General features: G+C 71.8%; 14 protein-coding genes. 7 read left to right on the plus strand and 7 right to left on the minus strand.

Going from position 1 to position 20,740, the window contains the following annotated elements; all coding sequences use genetic code 11:
• Positions 1-16: 16 nt before the first annotated feature.
• The 7 genes from JG540_RS00580 to JG540_RS10515 form a co-directional block, all read right to left on the minus strand.
• Positions 17-523, minus strand: coding sequence for a hypothetical protein (locus tag JG540_RS00580; protein ID WP_200276043.1), 507 nt, complete (start codon positions 521-523; stop codon positions 17-19).
• Complete coding sequence (locus JG540_RS00585; protein WP_234042826.1) at positions 520-2,181, minus strand: S8 family peptidase; 1,662 nt, start codon at positions 2,179-2,181, stop codon at positions 520-522. The genes JG540_RS00580 and JG540_RS00585 overlap by 4 nt, the downstream gene beginning before the upstream one ends.
• Before the next feature lie 324 nt (positions 2,182-2,505).
• Positions 2,506-5,214, minus strand: coding sequence for a (Fe-S)-binding protein (locus JG540_RS00590; RefSeq protein ID WP_200276045.1), 2,709 nt, complete (start codon positions 5,212-5,214; stop codon positions 2,506-2,508).
• Between the two features lie 768 nt (positions 5,215-5,982).
• Positions 5,983-6,300 (minus strand): DUF4235 domain-containing protein, encoded by a 318-nt coding sequence (locus JG540_RS00595; protein WP_200277911.1) that lies wholly within the window; start codon positions 6,298-6,300, stop codon positions 5,983-5,985.
• Positions 6,301-6,486: 186 nt separating this feature from the next.
• Positions 6,487-7,824: a polymorphic toxin type 15 domain-containing protein gene (locus JG540_RS00600; protein WP_200276047.1), complete on the minus strand. Its 1,338-nt coding sequence runs from the start codon at positions 7,822-7,824 to the stop codon at positions 6,487-6,489.
• Entirely contained in the window at positions 7,821-8,552 is a 732-nt protein-coding gene (locus tag JG540_RS00605; protein WP_200276049.1) for a GAD-like domain-containing protein, read from the minus strand. The genes JG540_RS00600 and JG540_RS00605 overlap by 4 nt, the downstream gene beginning before the upstream one ends.
• 93 nt (positions 8,553-8,645) lie before the next feature.
• Entirely contained in the window at positions 8,646-10,079 is a 1,434-nt protein-coding gene (locus JG540_RS10515; RefSeq protein ID WP_267977953.1) for a DUF418 domain-containing protein, read from the minus strand.
• Positions 10,080-10,695: 616 nt separating this feature from the next.
• On the opposite strand from JG540_RS10515, the gene JG540_RS00615 reads away from it, so the two are divergent.
• From JG540_RS00615 to JG540_RS00645, 7 genes are all read left to right on the plus strand, one after another.
• A complete protein-coding gene (locus tag JG540_RS00615) occupies positions 10,696-11,811 on the plus strand; it encodes a thiamine ABC transporter substrate-binding protein (RefSeq protein WP_200276053.1) in 1,116 nt (371 codons plus the stop codon).
• Complete coding sequence (locus JG540_RS00620) at positions 11,808-13,655, plus strand: ABC transporter permease (protein ID WP_234042827.1); 1,848 nt, start codon at positions 11,808-11,810, stop codon at positions 13,653-13,655. The genes JG540_RS00615 and JG540_RS00620 overlap by 4 nt, the downstream gene beginning before the upstream one ends.
• Entirely contained in the window at positions 13,652-14,590 is a 939-nt protein-coding gene (locus JG540_RS00625; RefSeq protein WP_200276055.1) for an ABC transporter ATP-binding protein, read from the plus strand. The genes JG540_RS00620 and JG540_RS00625 overlap by 4 nt, the downstream gene beginning before the upstream one ends.
• A gap of 318 nt (positions 14,591-14,908) precedes the next feature.
• The gene (locus tag JG540_RS00630) at positions 14,909-15,925 is read left to right on the plus strand and encodes an ABC transporter permease (RefSeq protein ID WP_200276057.1); all 1,017 of its coding nucleotides are present in this window, start codon (positions 14,909-14,911) and stop codon (positions 15,923-15,925) included.
• Positions 15,922-16,908, plus strand: coding sequence for an ABC transporter permease (locus tag JG540_RS00635; RefSeq protein ID WP_200276059.1), 987 nt, complete (start codon positions 15,922-15,924; stop codon positions 16,906-16,908). The genes JG540_RS00630 and JG540_RS00635 overlap by 4 nt, the downstream gene beginning before the upstream one ends.
• A 95-nt stretch (positions 16,909-17,003) precedes the next feature.
• Positions 17,004-18,665, plus strand: a complete 1,662-nt coding sequence (locus JG540_RS00640; protein ID WP_200276061.1) for an ABC transporter substrate-binding protein — start codon at positions 17,004-17,006, stop codon at positions 18,663-18,665.
• On the plus strand, positions 18,665-20,647 hold the full coding sequence (locus JG540_RS00645) for a dipeptide ABC transporter ATP-binding protein (protein WP_200276063.1): 1,983 nt from the start codon (positions 18,665-18,667) through the stop codon (positions 20,645-20,647). Before JG540_RS00640 ends, JG540_RS00645 begins: the two co-directional genes overlap by 1 nt.
• Positions 20,648-20,740: the final 93 nt, after the last annotated feature.

A 20,740-nucleotide genomic window follows, 5' to 3' on the forward strand; every position in this document is an offset into this window, starting at 1 on the left:
TGAGCCGCCCCGCAGGCTACTGGCCGGTAACCGGCAGGTCCTCCTCGGCGTCCAGCACGTGCGCAGCGCCGCGCAATCCCTTGACCAGACAGGCGTTGGCCGCCGGGCTCTCCAGGTAGACCACCAGGCCACCACCTGCGGCGTCGATCCGGGTGATGCTGGTGCCGCAGGTCTGCGCCGCCTGTGCAACTGCCTCGCCGAGCTCGCTCAGCACCTGGTCCAGCTGGCCTGCGGCATCCAGCTCCTCCAGGCCCTGGCTCAGCGTCACGATCACCCCCGGTCCCGTTGGCTTCATCTGGTCACCGCCGGGCGCGACGCCGCCACCAAGGCGGATGGGGCTGCCGCTCGTAGCCGGGGACTGCGTACTCAAGGCGCTCTCCTTAGGTAGGCCGGTGGCCAGGCCCGTGACCGACACGGACAGCAGCAGCGAAGTCATCACGGCAGAGGCCACAGAGGAGGCTGACAAAGGGCGCCTGGGCGTCGTCGTCGTGCGCCGGGCCCGGTGCCTGGCGGAGCCGCTCATTGCCCCTTCTCCTCAAGTACCTTGTCGTCCTTCTTGTCCTTGATCTTCTCAAGCAGGTCACGCAGGCGCTGCTTGATGGGCTTCTTGGTGGCCTCCGGCTGCGGCGCAGGCTGGGCGGGAGGTGCGGTCTCCGCAGGCGGTTCCGGGGCGGGCTGCGGCTCCCCGCCACTGCGCTGCCTGGCCAGCTCGGTTACCGCGGAGGTGGCGTTGACGATACCGGTGCCGCACCAGGAGGTGTCGCAGGTCATAGGGGTGGAGGTGTTCTGCAGCAGCTGTGTGGCGCGGGTGGTGTCGAGCGTGGGGTCCAGGGAGGCGAGCAGCGCCAGGGTCCCCGATACGTGTGGTGCGGCCTGGCTGGTGCCCATCATGTACAGGTAGGCCGAGCCCTGGGGGGTTGTCTCGGAGACGTCTCCCAGGGAGAGGATGCCGCCGCTCTGGTCGAACTCGTCCAGGTAGCCGCCCGGGGCGGAGACCTCGATGGTCTGACCGTAGTTGGAGTACACCGCCCGCTCGCCGGTGTTGGTGGAGGCCCCCACGGTGACCACGTTGTTGCACGACGCCGGGGCCGCCCCTGCGGCGTCGATCGCGTCGTTGCCGGCGGCGGCCACCACGATTGCGCCCCGACCGACAGCGGCGTCGATAGCGCGCTGGTAGTAGACGGGGCAGGTCCGGCTGCCGCCCAGGCTCATGTTGATGATCTTGGCGGGGTTGGGGTTGTCCGGGACGCCCGTGACCTTGCCGCCAGAGGCCCAGGTGATGGCGTCGAGGATGTCCGAGCTGAGCCCGCCGCAGCGGCCCAGGGCCCGTACCGGCAGGATCCTGGCGTCTGGCGCCACCCCGCTGACACCGGTGCCGTTGTTGGTGGTGGCAGCGATGGTGCCTGCCACGTGCGTGCCGTGCCAGGAGGAGGGGCGGCCACGCATACCCGCCTTGCACTCGTCGTCCGCAAAGAAGTCGCCCTCGTCGGCGGGGTTGGCGTCACGACCGTCGTTGTCGCCAGCGACAAAGGGCTCGCTGATGAAGTCGTAGCCGGGCAGGACCTGCCCCTCCAGGTCCGGGTGGGACAGGATGCCGGAGTCGATCACGGCCACCGTCACGCCCGCTCCCCGGGACTGGGACCAGGCGTTGGTGACGTTCATACCCGCGGGCGCGGAGGTCAGGTCCCACTGGCGGCCGAAGTGCTCGTCGTTGGGGACGTTCTCGTCCAGGGAGGTCACGTGCAGGTCCGGTTCCACGGCCTCGACGTCAGCTGCCGCACCCAGGTCCTCGATGAAGGTGAGCACCTGCTCGGCGGTCAGCTTGTCGGAGAGGTGCACGGAGGCCATTCCCAGGGTGTGGGCGGAGACCTGCTCAACCTTCACGGAGACCTTGCTGGCGGCTGTGGTGATCGTGGTCTTGACCTCCGGGGGCAGGAGGTCAAGCACGTTGCTGCCGTCTGCCTTCAAGGAGCTGAGGGCCTGGGCGGTCTGCGAGTCCTGCTTGTAGGAGACGATGAAGCGCTCGGCTGAGGAGCCGTCCTCCGTGCCTGCCTCACCGTCTGCCGTCTGCGGGGAGCCGGAGGCCGCGGCGGACGAGGGAGATCCCGCCACCTTGGAGCTGAGCACGCCGCTGACGGCGAGCACGACGGCGATCACGGCGATCACGGTGGTCACAGCCACTGCAATATAGGGGGCCGGGCTTCTGCGGGTTGTCGATGCCATAGGGACTTTCCTTACGACGCCTGGAGGAGGCGGGGGCGGGACGGTTCCAGGGGGCCCTGGGGCTCTGGTCTGCCCTTATAGTGGCTGACCCGCAGCACGCAGGTCGATGGGGAGGGGCCCCCACCGGGCCCCGGCCGCAAAGGTGCGGAGGCGCAGCGGTCGGGTGCAGGGTCCCTGCGGCACCGCCCCGGCCTGTGTGGGCCCGTGCTGGCCGGCCTTCGGTGGCTCTGTCCCCGGCGGAGGACCAGGACTGGTGAGGGGCCGCCGGGTTGTGCCCCGCCCTCAGGCCTGGCCGCGCTTGACGGCCTCAAGCATGAGGGTGGCCACGTCCGTGACGCGGACCTGTGCGCCCTGGCTGGCCACGCCGTCGGAAAGCATGGTGGTGCAGAAGGGGCAGGCGGTGGCCACCACCTGTGCGCCCGTCCCGATGGCCTCCCGTGAGCGCTCCACCGCGATCCGCGTGCCGATCGACTCCTCCATGAAGGCCCGGGCCCCGCCGCCGCCGCAGCAGAAGCCGCGCTCACGGCTGCGGGGCATCTCGGCCAGCTCCGCACCGGTGGCCTCCAGCAGCTCGCGCGGCGGGGAGTAGACCTGGTTGTGGCGCCCCAGGTAGCAGGCGTCGTGGTAGGTGACCTTGAGCGGCATCCCCCCGTCCGCTGCCGCCCTCCCCGCCTTCTCCGCGAGACCGGGACTTATGGACCGCGAGACCGGGACATATGGCTCACGAGACCGGTCACCTGCCGAGCGGCTGGCCTGGGCTGAGGTGGGCTCCGGGCTGGTGGAGGACGCTGGGACTGTGCTGGCGGAGGAAGCTGCCGGGGCTGCGCTGTTGGACGCCACGGGGGGCGTGCTGGTGGAGGCCGTCGGGGTCACTGCTGGACCGGCTGGGGCTGCCTCCGGACCGGCTGGGGCTGCCTCCGGACCGGCAGGGGCCGATACCACCGTGGTGCCGGGGGCCGCCGTCGGGGCCACGGGACGCAGCCGCCCCTCCCGCACCAGGGTGTTCAGCAGCTGGGTGTAGTGCAGCACCTCGTAGTGCCCCCCGACCTGCGGGTACTCGCGGGCAATGGTGTTGAAGCAGTGCGCGCAGGACACCACGATCCGCCGGGCCTCGACCTCGTTGAGAGTCTCCACGTTCTGGGCCGCCAGCGTCTGGAACAGGATCTCGTTCCCCGCGCGGCGGGCCGGGTCCCCGGTGCAGGTCTCGCCGTCGCCCAGCACCGCGAAGCGCACCCCGGCGGTGTGCAGCAGCTCGGCCAGCGCCCGGGTGGTCTTCCTGGCACGGTCCTCGTAGGCGCCCGCGCAGCCCACCCACAGCAGGTAGTCCACGCCAGTGGCGTCCTCCAGGTCCTGGCCGACCACCGGCACCGCAAAGTCCAGGCCCTTGGCCCACTCCAGGCGCTTGCGGGCGGGCAGGCCCCAGGGGTTGCCCTTGGACTCCAGCTTGCGGAACATCTGCCCCAGCTCCTTGGGGAAGGCCGAGGCCATAAGCACCTGCTGACGGCGCACGTCCACCACCCGGTCAATGTGCTCAATGTCCACCGGGCACTGGTCCACGCAGGCCCCACAGGTGGTGCAGGACCACAGGACGTCCGCAGTAAGCACCTCGCCGACCAGCTCCGCCGGGCGGGTGGCCACACCGCGCTCACCAGGGGCGGCCTTGGCCTCCAGCAGGGCACCCAGCACGTCACCGGTGTGGGCGCTGCCAGGGGCCAGCCCCAGGTCGGTGCGGGTGGCCAGGCCGTCGCGCGTGCCCGTCAGGCGGCCCAGCAGGCTGGGGCGGTGGGCGGCCAGCTGCTCCTCGGTCAGGGAGTCGACGTCGCCGCCCAGCGCCGCGGCGGCCCGCAGGTAGGGGGCGGCGGCAGCGTGGTGGTCCCGCAGCGCCAAGGTGAGCAGCTTGGGGGACAGGGGCTTGCCCGTGTTCCAGGCGGGGCACAGGTCCTGGCAGCGGCCGCACTCGGTGCAGGTGGAGAAGTCCAGCAGGCCCTTCCAGGTGAAGTCCTCGATCCGGCCCGCCCCCAGGCGCGGCTCCGGGCCCGTGCCCTCCTCGGCCGCCTCCAGCGCCTCGTCCAGCTCGTCCAGGGTCTCGGCGGTCAGCGGCTGGCCGGAGGGCAGCAGGATCGGCTCCAGGGGACCCAGGGACTTTGTGGCGGCCAGGTTGCGGCCCGCGTAGACGGTCAGCAGCGCCAGGAAGCGGTGCCAGGCCACCCCCATGGAGGGCTGCAGCCCCACCACCGTCATCCACACCATGGAGATCGCGATCTTGACGGTGGCCGTCACGGTGATCGCGATAGCCAGGCCCTCCGGCCCCAGGGGGGTGAGCAGGGGCGCCGCCCAGGCGGTCAGGGGGTGCAGCAGCCAGGAGGGTGCGCCGCCAGCGGGCGCGGTGAGCGTCAGGTTGGCGTGCTCCAGCATCCGCAGCAGCAGCACGCAGGCCACCACGCCGCCCACCACGGCCTCTACGAAGCGGGCCTGCGACGCCGTCGACCCGGCAAAGCGGGAGGTACGGGGACGCTGGCCGCCGTCGGAGTCTGGTGCGTAAGGAGGGGCGGACGCCCCCCGGCGGGTCAGGCGGGTGCGTAGCACGGCCAGGCCCACGATCCCCGCCAGGGACAGCCAGGCGAGCAGCTCCACCAGCCAGGCCCACCAGGGCTGCCGGTCCAGCCAGGGCAGGTGCCAGTGCGGGCCAGCCAGCACCTGGCCGTAGCCGGTCACCAGGGTCAGGAAGAGCAGGGGGAAGCTCACCATCACCAGCCAGTGGGCGGCGCGCACCCAGGGGCGGCCCTTGAAGGCCTGATGGGACAGGACCGCGGTGAGGGTCTTCCAGGTGCGGCGTCCCACCGGGGTCAGGCGCTCGCGGGGAACCGGACGTCCCACCCGCACACGGTTGGCGATGGTCAGGGCCGCGCGGGCAAAGAGCCCGACACCGACGACGGTGAGCGCGGCGGTGACCAGCGCGCACACCAGCTGTACGACGGCGAGGGGAGTCATGGCTACAGCCTAGCCGGGACGCGGGAGGGTGCCAGGACGAGGGGCGCTGCCGGGACTGGGTAGTGCCGGGACTGGGGAGTGCCGGGACGGGACGAAGCAGGGCGGGAAGGTGGTGAGGGGCGGGGAGGGCCGCTATCTGCTGGGTCGAGAGACGGTCTCTAGGTGTGCCTACCACCAAGTGGTGCAGGTGGGCGGGGGATTCCAGGCGCCTGACCTCCGGGTGCCTGGCCCCAGGTCAGGCCAGGTGGGGGTGGAACGTGGGCGACTGGCTTGGAGCCTAGGCGTCCTGGCCCCTTGTCCCGGGGCTATCTCACGGTAGACCGTGGGAGGGGACGCCCCCGACAAGGTGTTGGCGGCCTGTTGCAGATAGGCGGGCCAGTCTGGTGCTGGGATTTCAACGTTTCCGGCTGTCCGGTGGTGTAGGAGAGTGCGTGAGGTGTGCGGCGTCGTCGTTGCACATTCAGTCGGGGTGCGCGAAACCACCAGGACGAGCGTGTTTCCGGGCACTGCCCATGATTGCACGGGAAAGCCTGTTCTGGTCTGTGGGCCGCCCGATCCGTCCCTCGCGCGGGCCTTGCCCTGGCCGACCACTGCTCCTGGCTCGGCACAGACCCGCCCGCGCCTTTACCGTAGACAGTACGCCAAGCAAGCCCCGCCGTCGTCGAGAAGCACCAGCAGATACAGTGAGCTCAAGTTATCCACAACTAAGGCCACCCTTACCGAACTCGCGGTACATATGTCCCGGTCTCGCGGTAAGGAAGGGGGTGGTTAGGCGGTTAGGGAGTCGGGCAGGTCGCTCCGCTGGCCGTTGAGCGGGTTCAGGCCCTTGCCTCCGTACCACTTGGCCACCTGGCGCAGGCTCAGCTCGCGGGTGAGGGTGAGCGCCGCACCGGACAGGATCGCGAAGGTCACCACCTCCATTAGCTTGTAGTCGAGCAGTTGCTCCTGCTCCTTGGGGGCGGGGCGGCCGGTGACCACGCGCCAGCCAGCGGCCACGACCTTGTCCGCCACCAGGCCAGCGACAATGGTGGACAGGGCGGCGGTGGCCTTCCAGACGAGGTCGTTGCGCTTGGGGTTGTTGGCCATGGGGTGCTCCTCGAGGTTCAGGTCAGGCTGCAGGAAGATCATGCCTTAAAGGTGGCGCTCTGGCCCACAGGCGGCGTTCACGACGGCGGGACGTGCACAGCTTTGCGCCCTGGCCTCGCTGGTCTCAGCGCTCCAAGGGACTTGGGAGCGAGGGCCGTCGGGGGCGCGGGTTGCCTTGCGCATGACTCAGCGCTCCAGGGGCTTGGGAGTGGTGCGGGTAGTGCGTAGAGACCGGGGCGGGCTGGCGGAAACAGCCTTCTGGGTGGCGAGGATCTGCGCCGCGCGGGCCCGAGCAGCGTTAAGTACCTGTGCTCGAGGCGCCGGGGACCTACCAGGTTGAACCACTTGTTTGGACGTGCTGGGAGCCTGGTCTCGTGCGGAGGCGGCGGCAGGAGGCTGGACGCTGCCTGTTCTCGGGGTGCTCGCTGGTACCTCCGCCCTGACGTGAGGGGCCACCTGTTGCGGCGCACCGGGAGGCTGGGCGGCCGTAGGCCTCTGGACAGTTAGCGGGGATGGGCGGTTTCCAGGGTTGCGCGCGGGTTCCTGGGGCAGGCGGATGGCGTCAACCGGTGTGCGAGAGGCTGGACTGGCGGGTCGCTGCATGTTCACCGGTTTGAGCTCCGGGGCCGGTCCAGGTGTCGGGGCGGGGGCTGGCACCGTCTGCGTGCCTCGGCTGGCGGCGGCGATAGCCTGCGCCATCGCTGCGGGGGTCCAGGAGGGTGCCCGGGGGCTGGTGGCCTGGCGCTCCGGCTCTCCGCGCGCCTGCAGGCTCACCTGCCCGTGGCGCAGGCGGTGAGCCAGGGTCCGGGAGCCGGTCAGCACCGCCCGGACGTTGAGCCGCACCTGGCTGCGCTGCTCCTCCGGCACCGCCCGGGCGGCCTGCTCAAGCACCGCGGACACCGATCTGTTCTGTGAGCCGATGGAGGAGTTCACCCGGCTGGCCCCCAGGGAAATGTCGGCCCCGGCAGCAGGCTGGCTCGGGCCGAAGATGACCTGGTCGGACTCGTGCAGCACCGCCAGGGCCCGGTCGATCTTCTCGGTGGTGGCCTGGGCCAGTGCCTTTGAGAATCCGTGCGTCTTCCTGAGGTGCTTGCGTACCCTGACCATGAACCGCTTGCGGTCTCGGACCACCGCAGGGGACATGGGCTCTCGTCCACGGGTGCGGTAGGCCTCGATGCCTTCCAGCAGGCGCTGCGCCGACAAGGTGGACAGCGCCTGGAGCTGGCGGTCGAGCTGGCGGGTGTACTCCTGTCCCATGGCCTGCAGGACCTTGTTGCTGCCGGTGTGGAAGACCACCTGTACCGGCTTCTGGGAGTGCCAGGACAAGGAGCTCGGGGCTGCTGCCGTGGTGCTTTCCCAGACCAGCACGTCCTGACTGCTCACGCGGCCCGGGGTGAACATGTCCGAGGCCACCAGACCTCCAGGAGCCTGCGGCTGGCCAGGGGTTGGGTGGGGGGCCTGCAGCTCCGCCAGCACCTGTTTGGTGAGCTGTTCTGGGGGTTGGTGGGGCCGGGGCGTGGTCATTGGTCTTCCGGGGCCTGGGTGGCTATTGAGGTGGCGACCTGTGCGGCCTGGGCGGAGAAGTCCTGTGCGAGCCTCCGGTCCTGGAGTTGGGCGAGGGTGACCAGGTAGCTCAGGGCGGGGTGGACCCCGACGTCGGCCATGCTGATCTTCCCGGTGAAGCAGTAGGCGGGTGTCAGGCCCAGCACCTGGTCGGGGCCCAGGGCGCCGAAGCGTTCCAGGGCGGTGTCCACCACGTTCTCACCAGTGTCCTCATCAGCCAACTCATCCTCAAACGAATCAGTTAGGACGATGGCGCCCATGCGCTCGCGCTTAACCGGGTTGTCCATGTCCCTGGCGTTGTCAGCATCTGGGCGTATCTTGCCGAAGGCGGGGTCGATGCTCAGGGCGGGGCCGGAGGTCTCTCCCCACAGCTGCATCTCTCCTAGGGCGGTGCGGGTCAGGCACCACCAGTTCTGTGGGGGGAAGGGCAGGTCCAGGTCCGCCAGCCAGGCCTGGACCACGGGCTCCCACTCCAGGGGGTCGGTGATCCAGAAGCGTCCCTGCTTGAAGCCCTCAAAGCCGAAGCGCCGCCAGATCTGCAGCACCGAGCTGGGCAGCACGCCCTCGAAGCGCTCCAGGTGCTCCTGGCTGACAGGACGACCCACCCCCATCGGCATCCAACCATCGTCCAGAAGCCCGTCCTGGACCGTCTCGTCCACCCACTGACTGTCACAACGCAGCTCAACCATGACCACACGCTACAGCCCAGCAGGCTTCCAGGACCCGGTTCCGGGTTAGTTTCCGGCGGCGGGGCGGGCAAGCCTGCCACCGTAGCCAGCCCGTCAGGGCCTGCGTGCCGAGACCGCCACCGCCCGCCGCAGCAGTACCTCCAGCGGCCCGCGCCTCCACCCTGAACGCTCCATCAGCGCGCACAGCAGGGCCAGCACCACCCACGCGCCGACGGCGACCACGGCCGCCAGGACCGCACTGACCCCCTGCACCCCCAGGGCCAGCCAGGCGCTGAACACCCCCAGGAATACCAGGGTCTGCCCCACGTAGGCGGTCATGGAGCGCCTGCCCACGGCGGCCAGCAGCCACCGGGCCCCGCGCAGGGGTGCCTCGGTGGCCGGACCCGCCCAGGCCACGAGCAGGGACAGCCAGCCCACCGCCCCCAGAAACCCGGTCAGACCGTTGACCACGGGGGCGAGCACCCCCAGCCAGGTCGGCAGGAAGTGGCCGCTTAGCAGCAGGGTGAAGGGCAGGGAGCCCACCGCCCCCACGCTCAGGGCCAGCAGGCCACCGGTAACCAGGGCGCGCCGGTGCAGGTCAGGCCGCCGCAGCAGCGAGGACTCAGCCAGGCGGACCCCCAGACAGGCGGCAGGCAGCGCCAGGGACATCAGCAGGGTCAGCACGGTACCGACCGCCCACTGGCCCAGGTTCTGCAGCAGGGCCAGCGGGCTCAACGTCAGCTGGGCCGAGACCGCACCAGCCGCCGTCAGGGCAGTGCCCGCAGGATCCTGCAGCACCCAGCCCATCTGCAGGAAGACCCCCAGGTTCAGCAGGACCACCACGGTGGAGGCGGCCAGCATCAGCCGCCAGCGGCGGGCAGCCACCACACCCGCCAGGAGCACGGCCAACAGGGAGTAGGTGCCGATGATCTCCCCCGGGAACATGGCCCCGTGCACCAGCCCGAACAGCAGCATCCACCAGCCCCGACGGCGCAGCAGGCGGCGGGCCTCCACCACCCCGGCGGCCTGGGCCTGCTCCAGCCGCTGGGCGCGCAAGGCGCCGTCAAGGTTCCTGGGCAGGGCCACGGCGGCCAGCTGCACCTTGGCCTCCACCCGGCGTCGGCTGATAGTGGCCAGGCCGAAGCCGAACAGCAGGGCGAACAGCGGGTAGGAGCGGGAGTCCACCAAGGCCCCGCGCAGCAGCAGCCAGGCCTGGTCCAGGCCGCTGGGGGCCGGGTTCCGGGGCAGGAGCAGCATCCAGAACGGCACGTTGGCCAGGGCGATCAGCAGCAGCATGAAGCCGCGGGCGACGTCTGGGCCGGGGTAGCGGGTGGCGGTGGCGGAGGTGAAGGAGGCAAAGCGGTTCTGTGACCTGGCGGGCGCGCTGCCCCACAGCGAGGCGGAGAAGGCTCGGCGGGTGGTGGCTATCCGGCGGGCGTAGGCGGCGGGCGCCTGCTGCCGGTCAGCGGGGGCCTCCAGGTCGGGGGAGGACGGAGGCGCCCAGGCCGTGGCGGGCAGGGACGGGACGGCGACGGCGGGGCCGTTCACCAAGGACCGGACTGTGGCGGAGCTGCCGGGGGCGGGTGCCGTCCGGGGGGACTGGAGTACCCCAGGCTGACCCTGCAAGGCTGCTGGCCGGGGCAGGGCAGGCGTGCTGTCGCTCGGTAACCCGGGCCTGGCGGGCGGGCGGGTGCTGCGGGGGCGTACGGTGTGGACTGGCATGTACCCAGGTTCGCCGTCGGGAGGCTGTTCACGCATCATGCCGCAGAGGGTTTGTCGTGTACTCCTGCGGGGCGAGGCCGTCTGTCCGCCTCCCCCTCCGGTAGGAGCCGTTCCCGGACACGCCCAGGTATCCTGCCGCCCGGGTCGACAACCGCCCGTCACCTGGGAACGCCCCGTAGAGCACCAGCCGCCCGCCAGACCCGCCGCGCCCCGGCCTTCCGTCGCCCTGTCGTGCCCCACCCCGAAACCGTGCCTAGACTAGGGCCGCAACGACAGGGGAGCGCCCCGGCGTCGGTGGCCCCTGCCCCCGGCCCAACGGCGCTGAGAGTGCGGCAGTCCGCAGACCCTCGAACCTGCTCCGGCTAGCACCGGCGAAGGAAGTCGAGACACTCCTCGGGCACGCCCGTGCCCGGCCCCTCCCGGCCCCATCCAGGAGGAAACCATGACCAGCATCCACCTCACCCGCCGCGCCCTGCTCACCGGTGCGGGCCTCACCGCCCTGGGCGCCACCCTGGCCGCCTGCGGCTCCAGGACCACCACCGGCTCCGAGGGCACCAATGCCGCCGCCTCCGACGCCGCCGCCACGGCTGCCGGGGACGCCGGGAAGAAGGTCACCGTCCTGACCCACGACTCCTTCAACGTCCCCGACGAGCTCAAGGAGGCCTTCGAGAAGGGCACCGGCTACACCCTGGAGATCATCCCCTCCGGCGACACCGGCGAGCTCACCAACAAGCTGGTGCTGACCAAGGACGCCCCCCTGGGCGACGCCGTCTTCGGCATCGACAACACCTTCGCCTCCCGGGCCCTGAGCGAGCAGGTCCTGGACACCACCACCTCCGTGACCCTTCCCGACGGCGCCGACCAGTACCTGGTGGACGGCAGCCAGGCCCTGGTGCCCATCGACTTCGGGGAGGTGTGCGTGAACATCGACACCAAGTGGTTCGCGGACAAGGGCCTGACCCCGCCCGCCACCTTCGAGGACCTCACCAGGCCCGAGTACAAGGACCTGTTCGTCGCCATCAACCCCTCCACCTCCTCCACCGGCCTGGCCTTCCTGGTGGCCACCGTGGGGCACTTCGGTGAGGACGGCTTCGCCCAGTACTGGAAGGACCTCAAGGCCAACGGCACCAAGATCGTGGAGGGCTGGACCGCCGCCTACGAGACCGACTTCTCCGCCGGTGAGGGCCAGGGCGCCTACCCCATCGTGGTCTCCTACGCCTCCTCCCCGGCCGCCACCGTCTCTGACGACGGCACCACCTCCTCCACGGCAGCCCTCCTGGCCACCTCCACCCGCCAGGTGGAGTACGCGGGCGTGCTTGCCGGGGCCGCCAACCCTGAGGGCGGCAAGGCCTTCATCGAGTGGATGCTCTCCAAGGACGTGCAGACCTCCATCCCGGACAACATGTACATGTACCCGGTCAACCCGGAGGCCACCCTGTCGGAGAAGATCACCAAGTTCGGAAAGACCAGCGACGCCCCCGTCGTCGTCTCCGCCGCGGACATCTCCGCCAAGCGTGAGAACTGGCTGGCCACCTGGACCGAGGCCGTAGGCGCGTGAACGTCCTGACGTCGGTCCCGGCAGCCGCGCGCTTCCGGGGCCGACGTGCCCGCGGCCCCCGCCCCACCTGGCCCCAGCGGCTCGGCTGGGCCGCCGCCACGCTCCTGCCCCTGGCCTTCCTGGGGGTGTTCTTCGCCTGGCCGGTGGCCTCCCTGGTGGGCCGCGGCCTGCTCACCGACGGGCACCTGGACCTCTCCGGCTTTGGGGAGGTCCTGACGCGCCCCCGCACCTGGCGCATAGTCCGCCAGACCCTGTGGCAGGCCACCGCCGCCACCACTATCTGCGTGCTCCTGGGGGTTCCCGGGGCGCTGGTCCTCTACCGGCGCCGCTTCCCGGGCCGTGACCTGCTGCGCGCCCTGGTCACCGTGCCCTTCGTGCTGCCCTCCGTGGTGGTGGGCGTGGCCTTCCACGCCCTGGTCACCAGAGGCGGCCCCCTGGGCTCCTGGCAGCTGGACGGCACGACGACGGCGGTGGTGGGCGCCCTGGTCTTCTTCAACTACGGCCTGGTGGTGCGCATAGTGGGCACCATGTGGTCCCGCCTGGACCCGCACGCGGTGGAGGCGGCCCGCGTCCTGGGAGCCTCCCCCTGGCGGGCCTGGCGCACCATCACCCTGCCCAGCCTGGCGCCCGCCGTCGCCTCCGCCGCCTCCATGACCTTCTTGTTCTGCGCCACCGCCTACGGCGTGGTCCTGGTGCTGGGCGGGGTGGGGACCGGGACCATCGAGACCGAGATCTACACCCTGACCACCAAGTACCTGGACCTGCGGGCCGCCGCCGTCCTGTCCGTGCTGCAGCTGGTGGTGGTGGCCCTGGCCCTGGGCGTGGCTGAGCGCGCCCGCCACTCCTCCCAGGCCAGCCTGGCGCTGCGCATAGACGTGCCGCCCATCCGCCTGCGGCGCGCCGACCTGCCCGCCCTGGCCCTGACCGTCACGGTGGTGGCGGGCCTGCTGGTGGCCCCCATGGTGGTGCTGCTGCTGCGCTCCCTGCGCCGGGGCGGGCGCTGGACCCTGGCCAACTACACGGACCTGGGCCGCCCCAACGCCTCCCGGGCCCTGGTGGCCACCGTGTGGGAGGCCGCTGGCAGCTCCCTGCGCGTGGCCCTGGCCGCCGCGGTGATCTCCCTGCTGGTGGGGGGTGCCGTCAGCCTGGTGCTCTCCCGCTCCCCGCGCTCACGCCTGCTCAGGCGTGGGCTGGGGCTGCTGGACTCGGCCTTCATGCTGCCGCTGGGGGTCTCTGCCGTGACCGTGGGCTTCGGCTTCCTGATAACCCTGACCCGCCCGCCGCTGGCCCTGACCCGCAGCTGGTGGATCCTGCCCCTGGCGCAGGCGGTGGTGGCCGTGCCCCTGGTGGTGCGCACGCTCCTGCCCGCGCTGCGCGCCATCGACCCCCGGCAGCGGGAGGCGGCCACGGTCCTGGGGGCTGGTCCGGGGCGGGTGCTGGCCACTGTGGACGGACCCCACCTGCTGCGCGCCGGGGGGCTGGCGGCGGGCTTCGCCCTGGCCACGAGCCTGGGGGAGTTCGGGGCGACGTCCTTCCTGGTGCGGCCGCGCACCGACACCCTGCCGGTGGTGCTCTACCGGCTGATCGGCTCCCCGGGGGCCCAGAACCAGGGCATGGCCCTGGCGGCCGGGGTGGTGCTGGCCGCAGGCACCGCCGCGATCATGCTGCTGTGCGAGTGGCTGCAGACGGCGAGGCTGGGCCGCTCCGGGCGCGGGAAGCCGGTCCCGGACGCGCTGCTGCCGGACCTGGTGCCGGGTGGGGGCGCGCCCGCCCGGGTGCAGGCGCGTCCACGCCGTCCAGGGCGCGGTGCCGACGATGACGCAGAGCAGAGAGGAAGCCTATGAACCGCCAGCCTGAGCCCCCCGCCGCTGAGGCCGCTGCGCGTATCTTCGACGCCGCCGCGCTTCGGGTGGGTACCAGCCCACAGGACGCCGTTGTGCCCCAGGCTGGCACAACCGCCGCCGCCCGTCCCTCCGGTGCCGGTGCGGGCCCTGCCGGGACGCGCGCGCACACCGAGCCTGCGGGGAACAGGCCCGTCGGGACGTCCCCGCAGGCGGCCTCCGGCCTGGTCGTCACCGGCCTGAGCGTCATCTACCCGGCCACCGGCAGCAACCCGCCCGTGCACGCTGTCAACCAGGTGGACCTGCAGGTGGCGCGGGGGGAGGTGGTGGCCCTGCTGGGCGCCTCCGGCTCCGGAAAGTCCTCCCTGCTGCGCGCCGTCGTCGGCCTGGAGGAGGTGGCCCAGGGCCAGATCACCTGGGAGGGGCGCGACGTCGTAGCCACCCCCGTGCACGAGCGCGGCTTCGGCCTCATGTTCCAGGACGGCCAGCTCTTCCCCTTCCGCGACGTGGCCGGGAACGTGGCCTACGGACTGGCGGGCCAGCCCCGTGCCCGCAAGGCCCAGCGCGTGGCCGAGATGCTGGAGCTGGTGGGGCTGCCCGGCTACGGCGGGCGCACTGTCACCACCCTCTCCGGCGGGCAGGCCCAGCGCGTGGCCCTGGCCCGCTCCCTGGCCCCCCGACCCCGCCTGCTGGGCCTGGACGAGCCGCTGTCCGCCCTGGACCGGGCCCTGCGTGAGCAGCTGGCCCAGGACCTGCGCCGCATCCTCAAGGAGCAGGGGACCACCGCCCTGTACGTCACCCACGACCAGGACGAGGCCATGGTGGTGGCCGACCGGGTGGGGGTCATGGACGCGGGCCGCCTGCTGCGCATAGACACCCCGGCGGGGCTGCGCGCCGACCCGGGCTCCCCGGTGGTGGCCCGCTTCCTGCGGCTGTGACGGCGGACGCGCTCGCTGGTCCCCGGCTGCGGGCGCTCGCGCGGGCCTCTGGAGGGGCGGACGGCGGGGCTCCGCGGTGCTACCGGTGGGCGGCTCGGCACGGTGTCCTGATGCTGCGTAGGTCTCAAAATCCGGAGACGGTTTACCAGTCAACCTGACGGTTGCTAGGGTCTGCCCCACCTGCCTGATGCAGCTACCGACCCACGGAAGGTTACGGACCATGGCCGAGCGAATGCGTTGTCGTTGCTGTCGCTGACGACAGCCCCGCAACCACTCGCCCGGAGCCTCCTGCGCTCCCCGACCCCGTGAGGTTTCCTAGTGCACCTGTCTCCACAGGACCTGTCCGTCAACTCCCCCAGCCCGGCAGACGCCGCCGCCGAGGCCCCCGCTACCGGCGGTCCCCGCGGCAGCGCCCCCTTGGGGGACGCCACCGACCAGCGACCTGCTGGCTGGCGCCAGCTCCTGCGCCGCCTGCGCCGGGACCGGTGGGCCACCGCAGGGGGCGTCGTGATCGTCCTGACCACCCTGGTGGCCCTGACCGCCCCGCTGCTCACCCGGCTGCTGGGCGTGGACCCCTACACCTACAACCTGGACGCCCTGGACCCCGTCGGCCTGCCCCGCGGACCCCTGGGCGGTATCAGCAGCGCCCACCCCTTCGGCGTGGAGCCGCAGACCGGCCGGGACCTGTTCGCGGTGGTGGTGGAGGGCACCCGCACCTCCTTCACCATCGGTCTGGGGGCCACCGTGGTCTCCATGGTCATAGCCGTGGTCCTGGGCCTGAGCGCAGGGTACCTCGGCGGCTGGTGGGACGCGCTCGTCTCCCGCCTGACCGACGTCGTGCTGGGCTTCCCCCACCTGGTGTTCATGATCGCCGTCGCCGCCCTGGTGCCCGCCTCGGCCCCGGACGTGCTGGTGATGATCGGAGTCATCGGGGCCCTGGGCTGGCCCGCTGCCGCCCGCGTCATCCGCAGCCGCACCCTGGCGCTGCGCTCACGCACCTTCGTGCGGGCCTCCCAGGCCATGGGGGCCGGGCACCTGCACGTCCTGGGCGCTCAGGTGCTGCCCAACCTGGTGGGCACGATCATCGTGTTCACCACCCTCTCGATCCCCTCCAAGATCACGGCGGAGGCTGCCCTGTCCTTCCTGGGGGTGGGAGTAGCCCCACCCACACCCTCCTGGGGCCGGTCCATAGGCAACGCCGTGGCCTGGGTGTCCACCGACCCCTGGTACCTGCTCTTCCCCGGAGCCGCGCTGTTCCTGGTAACCCTGGCTTTCAACCTCTTTGGTGACGGCCTGCGTGACGCCCTGGACCCCAGGACCGGTGAGAGCCGGTGAACCGCCTGCACTCACTGCCCTCCCGGCTCCTTCAGGCCCTCCTGGTGCTCGTGGCCGTCACCTTCGTGACCTTCGCGGTGTTCTCCCTGTGGCCCTCGGACCCTGCCGCCCTGGCCTGCGGCAAGCCCTGCACCCCGGAGAACCTGGAGCGGGCCCGGGCCCTCATGGGCTACGACCTGCCCTGGTACACCCAGTTCTGGGAGTACCTGCGCGGCGTGCTCGTGGGGCGCACCTACGGCAGCGGGGCAGCCGCCATCACCTGCTCCGCCCCCTGCCTGGGCTACTCCTTCCGCCTGGCGGCCCCAGTCTCGGAGCTGATCGCCGCCCGCCTACCGGTGACCTTCTCCATCGCGGTGGGCGCCGCCGTCCTGTGGCTGGTGGTAGGGGTGGTAGCCGGCATGGTCTCGGCCCTGCGGCGCGGCTCCCGCCTGGACCGGACCATCATGTCCGGCACGGTCCTGGGCGTCAGCGCCCCCTCCTACCTGCTGGGGCTGCTGGGCATCCTGCTGTTCGGCTTCACCCTGGACGTGGTACCGGTGTCTGGCTACGTGCCCCTCTCCGAGAGCCCCCTGGACTGGGCCTGGCACCTGGTGCTTCCCTGGACCGTCCTGGCGCTGATCTCCGCCGCCGTGTACGCCCGCCTGGTGCGTGGGGAGGTGCTGGAGAACCTGGGTGAGGACTACGTGCGCACGGCCCGCGCCGTCGGCCTGCCCGAGCGGCGGGTGGTGGGCCGCCACGTCCTGCACAACATCAGCCTGCCCCTGCTCACCTTCTTCGCCCTGGACCTGGGCGGGATGCTCGGCGGGGCGGTCATCACGGAACGGGTCTTCTCCATGCAGGGGCTGGGGGCCCTGCTCATCGACGCCGTCGGCAACGTGGACGTGCCGGTGGTTATGGGAGTCACCCTGGTGTCCGCCGCCTTCGTCGTCGTCGCCAACCTGGTGGTGGACGTGTGCGCGGTACTGATCGACCCCCGCGTATGAGCGGCGCCCCCTCGTTTCCCGGCACAGAGCCCCCAGACCTGAGCCTCCCGGCCCCCGGGCCGCGGCAGGACCCGCAGCAGCTGAAGGAGACCAGCATGACCCTCTACCACGCACCGAACCGGCGCACCTTCCTGGCAGGCGGCTCCCTGGGCGCGCTGGCGCTGGGCCTGGCTGCCTGCGGCGCCAACCAGCGCTCCGCCTCCCGGGCGGCCTCCGGCCCCGCCACCGCCGGGGGCACCCTGCGGATCCTGAGCTCCGCTACGGACATCAACTGGGACCCGGCCAGGAGCCAGTCCATGCCGGTGACCTCCCTGGCCCTGGTGCACCGCCGTCTGACCACCTGGCGGCTCACCCCGGGGCAGGAGGTGCGGGTGGTGCCGGACCTGGCCACGGACACCGGCACCGTCTCAGCTGACGGCCTGAGCTGGACCTTCACCCTGAAGCCTGGCCTGCTGCTGGACGACGGCACCCCCATCACCTCCACCCACGTCAGGTACGGGGTGGAGCGCACCTTTGAACCAACCCTCTCCGGGGGCCTCACCTACCACAAGGCCCTGCTGGCCCGGACCGAGGACTACCAGGGGCCCTACGGCGGCCAGCACCTGGACTCCATCGAGACCCCGGACGAGAGCACCATCGTGTTCCACCTCAACCGGCCCTTCGGCGACTGGCCCTGGATCGTGGCCACCCCGGCCTTCGCCCCGGTCCCCCCGGGTGAGGACAAGGACGGCTACAAACGTGCCCCCAAGGCCTCCGGCCCCTACAAGGTGGCTGAGTACCACCAGGGAGCACGCATCACCCTGGCCCGCAACGAGAGGTGGAGCCCCAGCACCGACGACGTGCGCCTGGCCCTGCCCGACACGGTGGTCTTTGAGCTGGGGCAGGACGAGTCCACCTCCTTCCAGCGGCTGCTGGCCGACTCCGGGGACGACCGCCGGGCCTTCTCCGCCGAGCTGGTCTCCGCGGCCCAGCTGGCGCAGGTCTCAGCCAACCCGGCTGCCAAGGACCGCCTGGCCACCTCCGCCGAGGGCGGCCCGCTCACCTACCTGGCCATCAACACGCAGCGCGTGACCGACGTCGAGGCCCGCCGGGCGATCAGCCAGGTGGTGGACAAGGCCGCGGTGGTGGCCGCCCTGGGCGGGGAGCTGGGGGCTATGGCGGCCAGCACCTACATCACCCCCGGCATCCCTGGCCGGGAGCCCTACGACCTCTACCCGGCGGACCCACAGGCCAGGCAGGTGCTGGCAGGCAAGAACCTGCCCGCCCTGACGCTGCTGACCGCCAGCTCCAAGGCAAACCTGGCGGTGGCTGAGGCAGTGGCCCAGTCCCTGAAGGAGGCTGGCCTGAGGGTGACCATCGACCCGGTGGAGCCGGAGGTCTGGACCGAGCGCGCCACCCAGGGCGACGGCTCCACCTACGACCTGGCTATCGGCTCCTGGAACCCGGACTACCCCTCCGCCAACGCCAACCTGCAGCCCCTGTTCGCCTCCACCGAGATAGGCCAGGGCGGCCACAACGTCTCCCGCTACGCCAACGGGGAGGTGGACGCCGCTATCAGGGAGGCGGCCGCGAACCTGGATCCGGAGGCGGCTAAGGCCCAGTGGGCGGAGGTGGACAGGCGGATCGCGCAGGACGCCCCGGTGGTGCCCCTGGCCTACCGGCGCAACTCCTTCCTGCACGGCTCGGGGGTGCGGGACTTCTTCGTGAACGCCTATCCGTCGTACCCCAACTACCTGGTGGTGGGGGTGGGGGCCTGATGGGCGGACAGCAGCCCACGGACCGGCTGGAGCCGGGCCCTGGCGGCAGGGAGGCGAGGCCCGCCCAGGACGACGGCCTGACCCAGGTCGGCCCACCTGCGGCGCTGCGTCTGCGCGGCCTGACCGTCACCTTCGACGGCGCCCCGCGTCCCGCCAGCGCCCAGGTGGACCTGGACCTGCGGCCGGGCCGGGTGCTGGCCCTGGTCGGTGAGTCAGGTTCCGGCAAGTCCGTCACCGCCTTGGGGGCCTTGGGCCTGCTGCCCGCGGCTGCCACGGTCACCGGCAGCGCCCGGGTGCTGGACCCCCGTCAGGCTCCCGGTGCCTCCACCGGTCCGGCGGACCACGGTGCCGGTGCTGCCCGCCGCGCCGCCAGCGCGGAGGCTGCTGGGGCGAGGCAGGGCGGCACAGTTAGAGACCAGGCCCACCTGGAGCTGGTTGGGGCAGACAGGACGGTGCTGGACCAGGTGCGGGGGCGTCTGGTGGGGACCGTGTTCCAGGAGCCCACCACCGCGCTGGACCCCTTGGAGACGGTCTCCGCCCAGGTGGTGGAGGCGGTGCGCGCCCACCGGGGGCCGGACGGAAGCAGGCCTGGTCGCCGGCAGGCCCGGAAACGGGTGCGCGAGCTGTTGCAGCGGGTGGGTCTGGGCGACGGGGAGGTCGTGGAGCGGATAGCCCGCTCCTACCCGCACCAGCTCTCCGGGGGGCAGCTGCAGCGGGTGTGCATCGCCTTGGCGCTGGCCGCAGACCCGCCGGTGCTGATCGCCGACGAGCCCACCACCGCCCTGGACGTGACCGTGCAGGCCGGGATCCTGGACCTGCTGCGCTCCTTGACGCAGGACGGCGTGGCGGTGCTGCTTATCACCCACGACATGGGCGTGGTGGCGGACGTGGCTGACGAGGTGGCGGTCATGCGGCACGGCCAGGTCGTGGAGCGGGGGCCGGTGCGCCACCTGTTCGCCAGCCCCAGCCACCCCTACACCCGGGCGCTGCTGGAGGCGGTGCCACGCCTGGACGCCGTGCGTGAGAGCGTTTCCCTGGGGAGGGTGGCCCGGATTGTGGCCAGTGGGCCGGAGACGGCGGCAGCCGAGGAGTCCCGACAGCACGTTACCGGGGGCCTGGCTGGGAGGCTGTCCGGTGCCAGCCCCGCTCCTGGCCGGGAGGGGGTAGGTGCTGGCCTGGAGCCGGTGGTGGAGGTCCACGGCCTCAACGTCGTCTACCGCAGCCGACGACGTCAGGTGCATGCGGTCCAGGACGTCTCCTTGCACATCGACCCTGGTGAGGTGCTGGGGCTGGTAGGGGAGTCCGGCTCTGGCAAGTCCACCATCGCGGGGACCCTCATGGGCCTGGTGCCCGTGGCCTCCGGCTCGGTGCGGGTCTGCGGGGTGGAGGTGGCCGGTGCCCGCTCCCGGCACCTGCTGCCGGCCCGGCGGGCCACCGGCGTGGTCTACCAGAACCCGGCCTCCGCCCTGAACCCGCGCCGTACCGTGGGAGCCTCCATTGCTGAGCCGCTGGTTCTGCACGCCGGGATGGAGCCGCAGCAGCGGCGTGCACGGGTCCGGGAGCTGTTGGAGGCGGTGCGGCTGCCCGCCCGGATGGCGGACCGCTACCCCCATGAGATGAGTGGCGGGCAGCGTCAGCGGGTGGCTCTGGCCCGGGCCCTGGCGCTGGGGCCGCGCCTGGTGGTGGCGGACGAGCCCACCAGCGCCCTGGACGTCTCCGTGCAGGCGGTGGTGCTTGAGCTGCTGAGCCAGCTGCAGCAGGACCTGGGCTTCGCCTGCCTGTTCGTGTCCCACGACCTGGCCGTGGTGGAGTCGGTAGCCGCACGCACCGTGGTGCTCTCGGCGGGGCGGGTGGTGGAGCAGGGCCCCACCCGGCAGGTGCTGTCCGCGCCGCAGGAGGACTACACGCGCCGCCTGGTGGCGGCGGTGCCGGTCCCGGACCCGGTGCTACAGGCGCAGCGGTGTCGTCTCCGGGGCGGCTGAGAGTCGCGGCTGCCGGGCTGCCGCAGGACGCTGCTTTCGCCGGGGGTGATAGGGCTGCTGTAAGGGACCACTTGGGGGGACTATTGCCTTGAC

Origin of the sequence: Actinomyces weissii (assembly GCF_016598775.1) — a bacterium.
GTDB classification, from domain to species: Bacteria; Actinomycetota; Actinomycetes; order Actinomycetales; family Actinomycetaceae; genus Actinomyces; species Actinomyces weissii.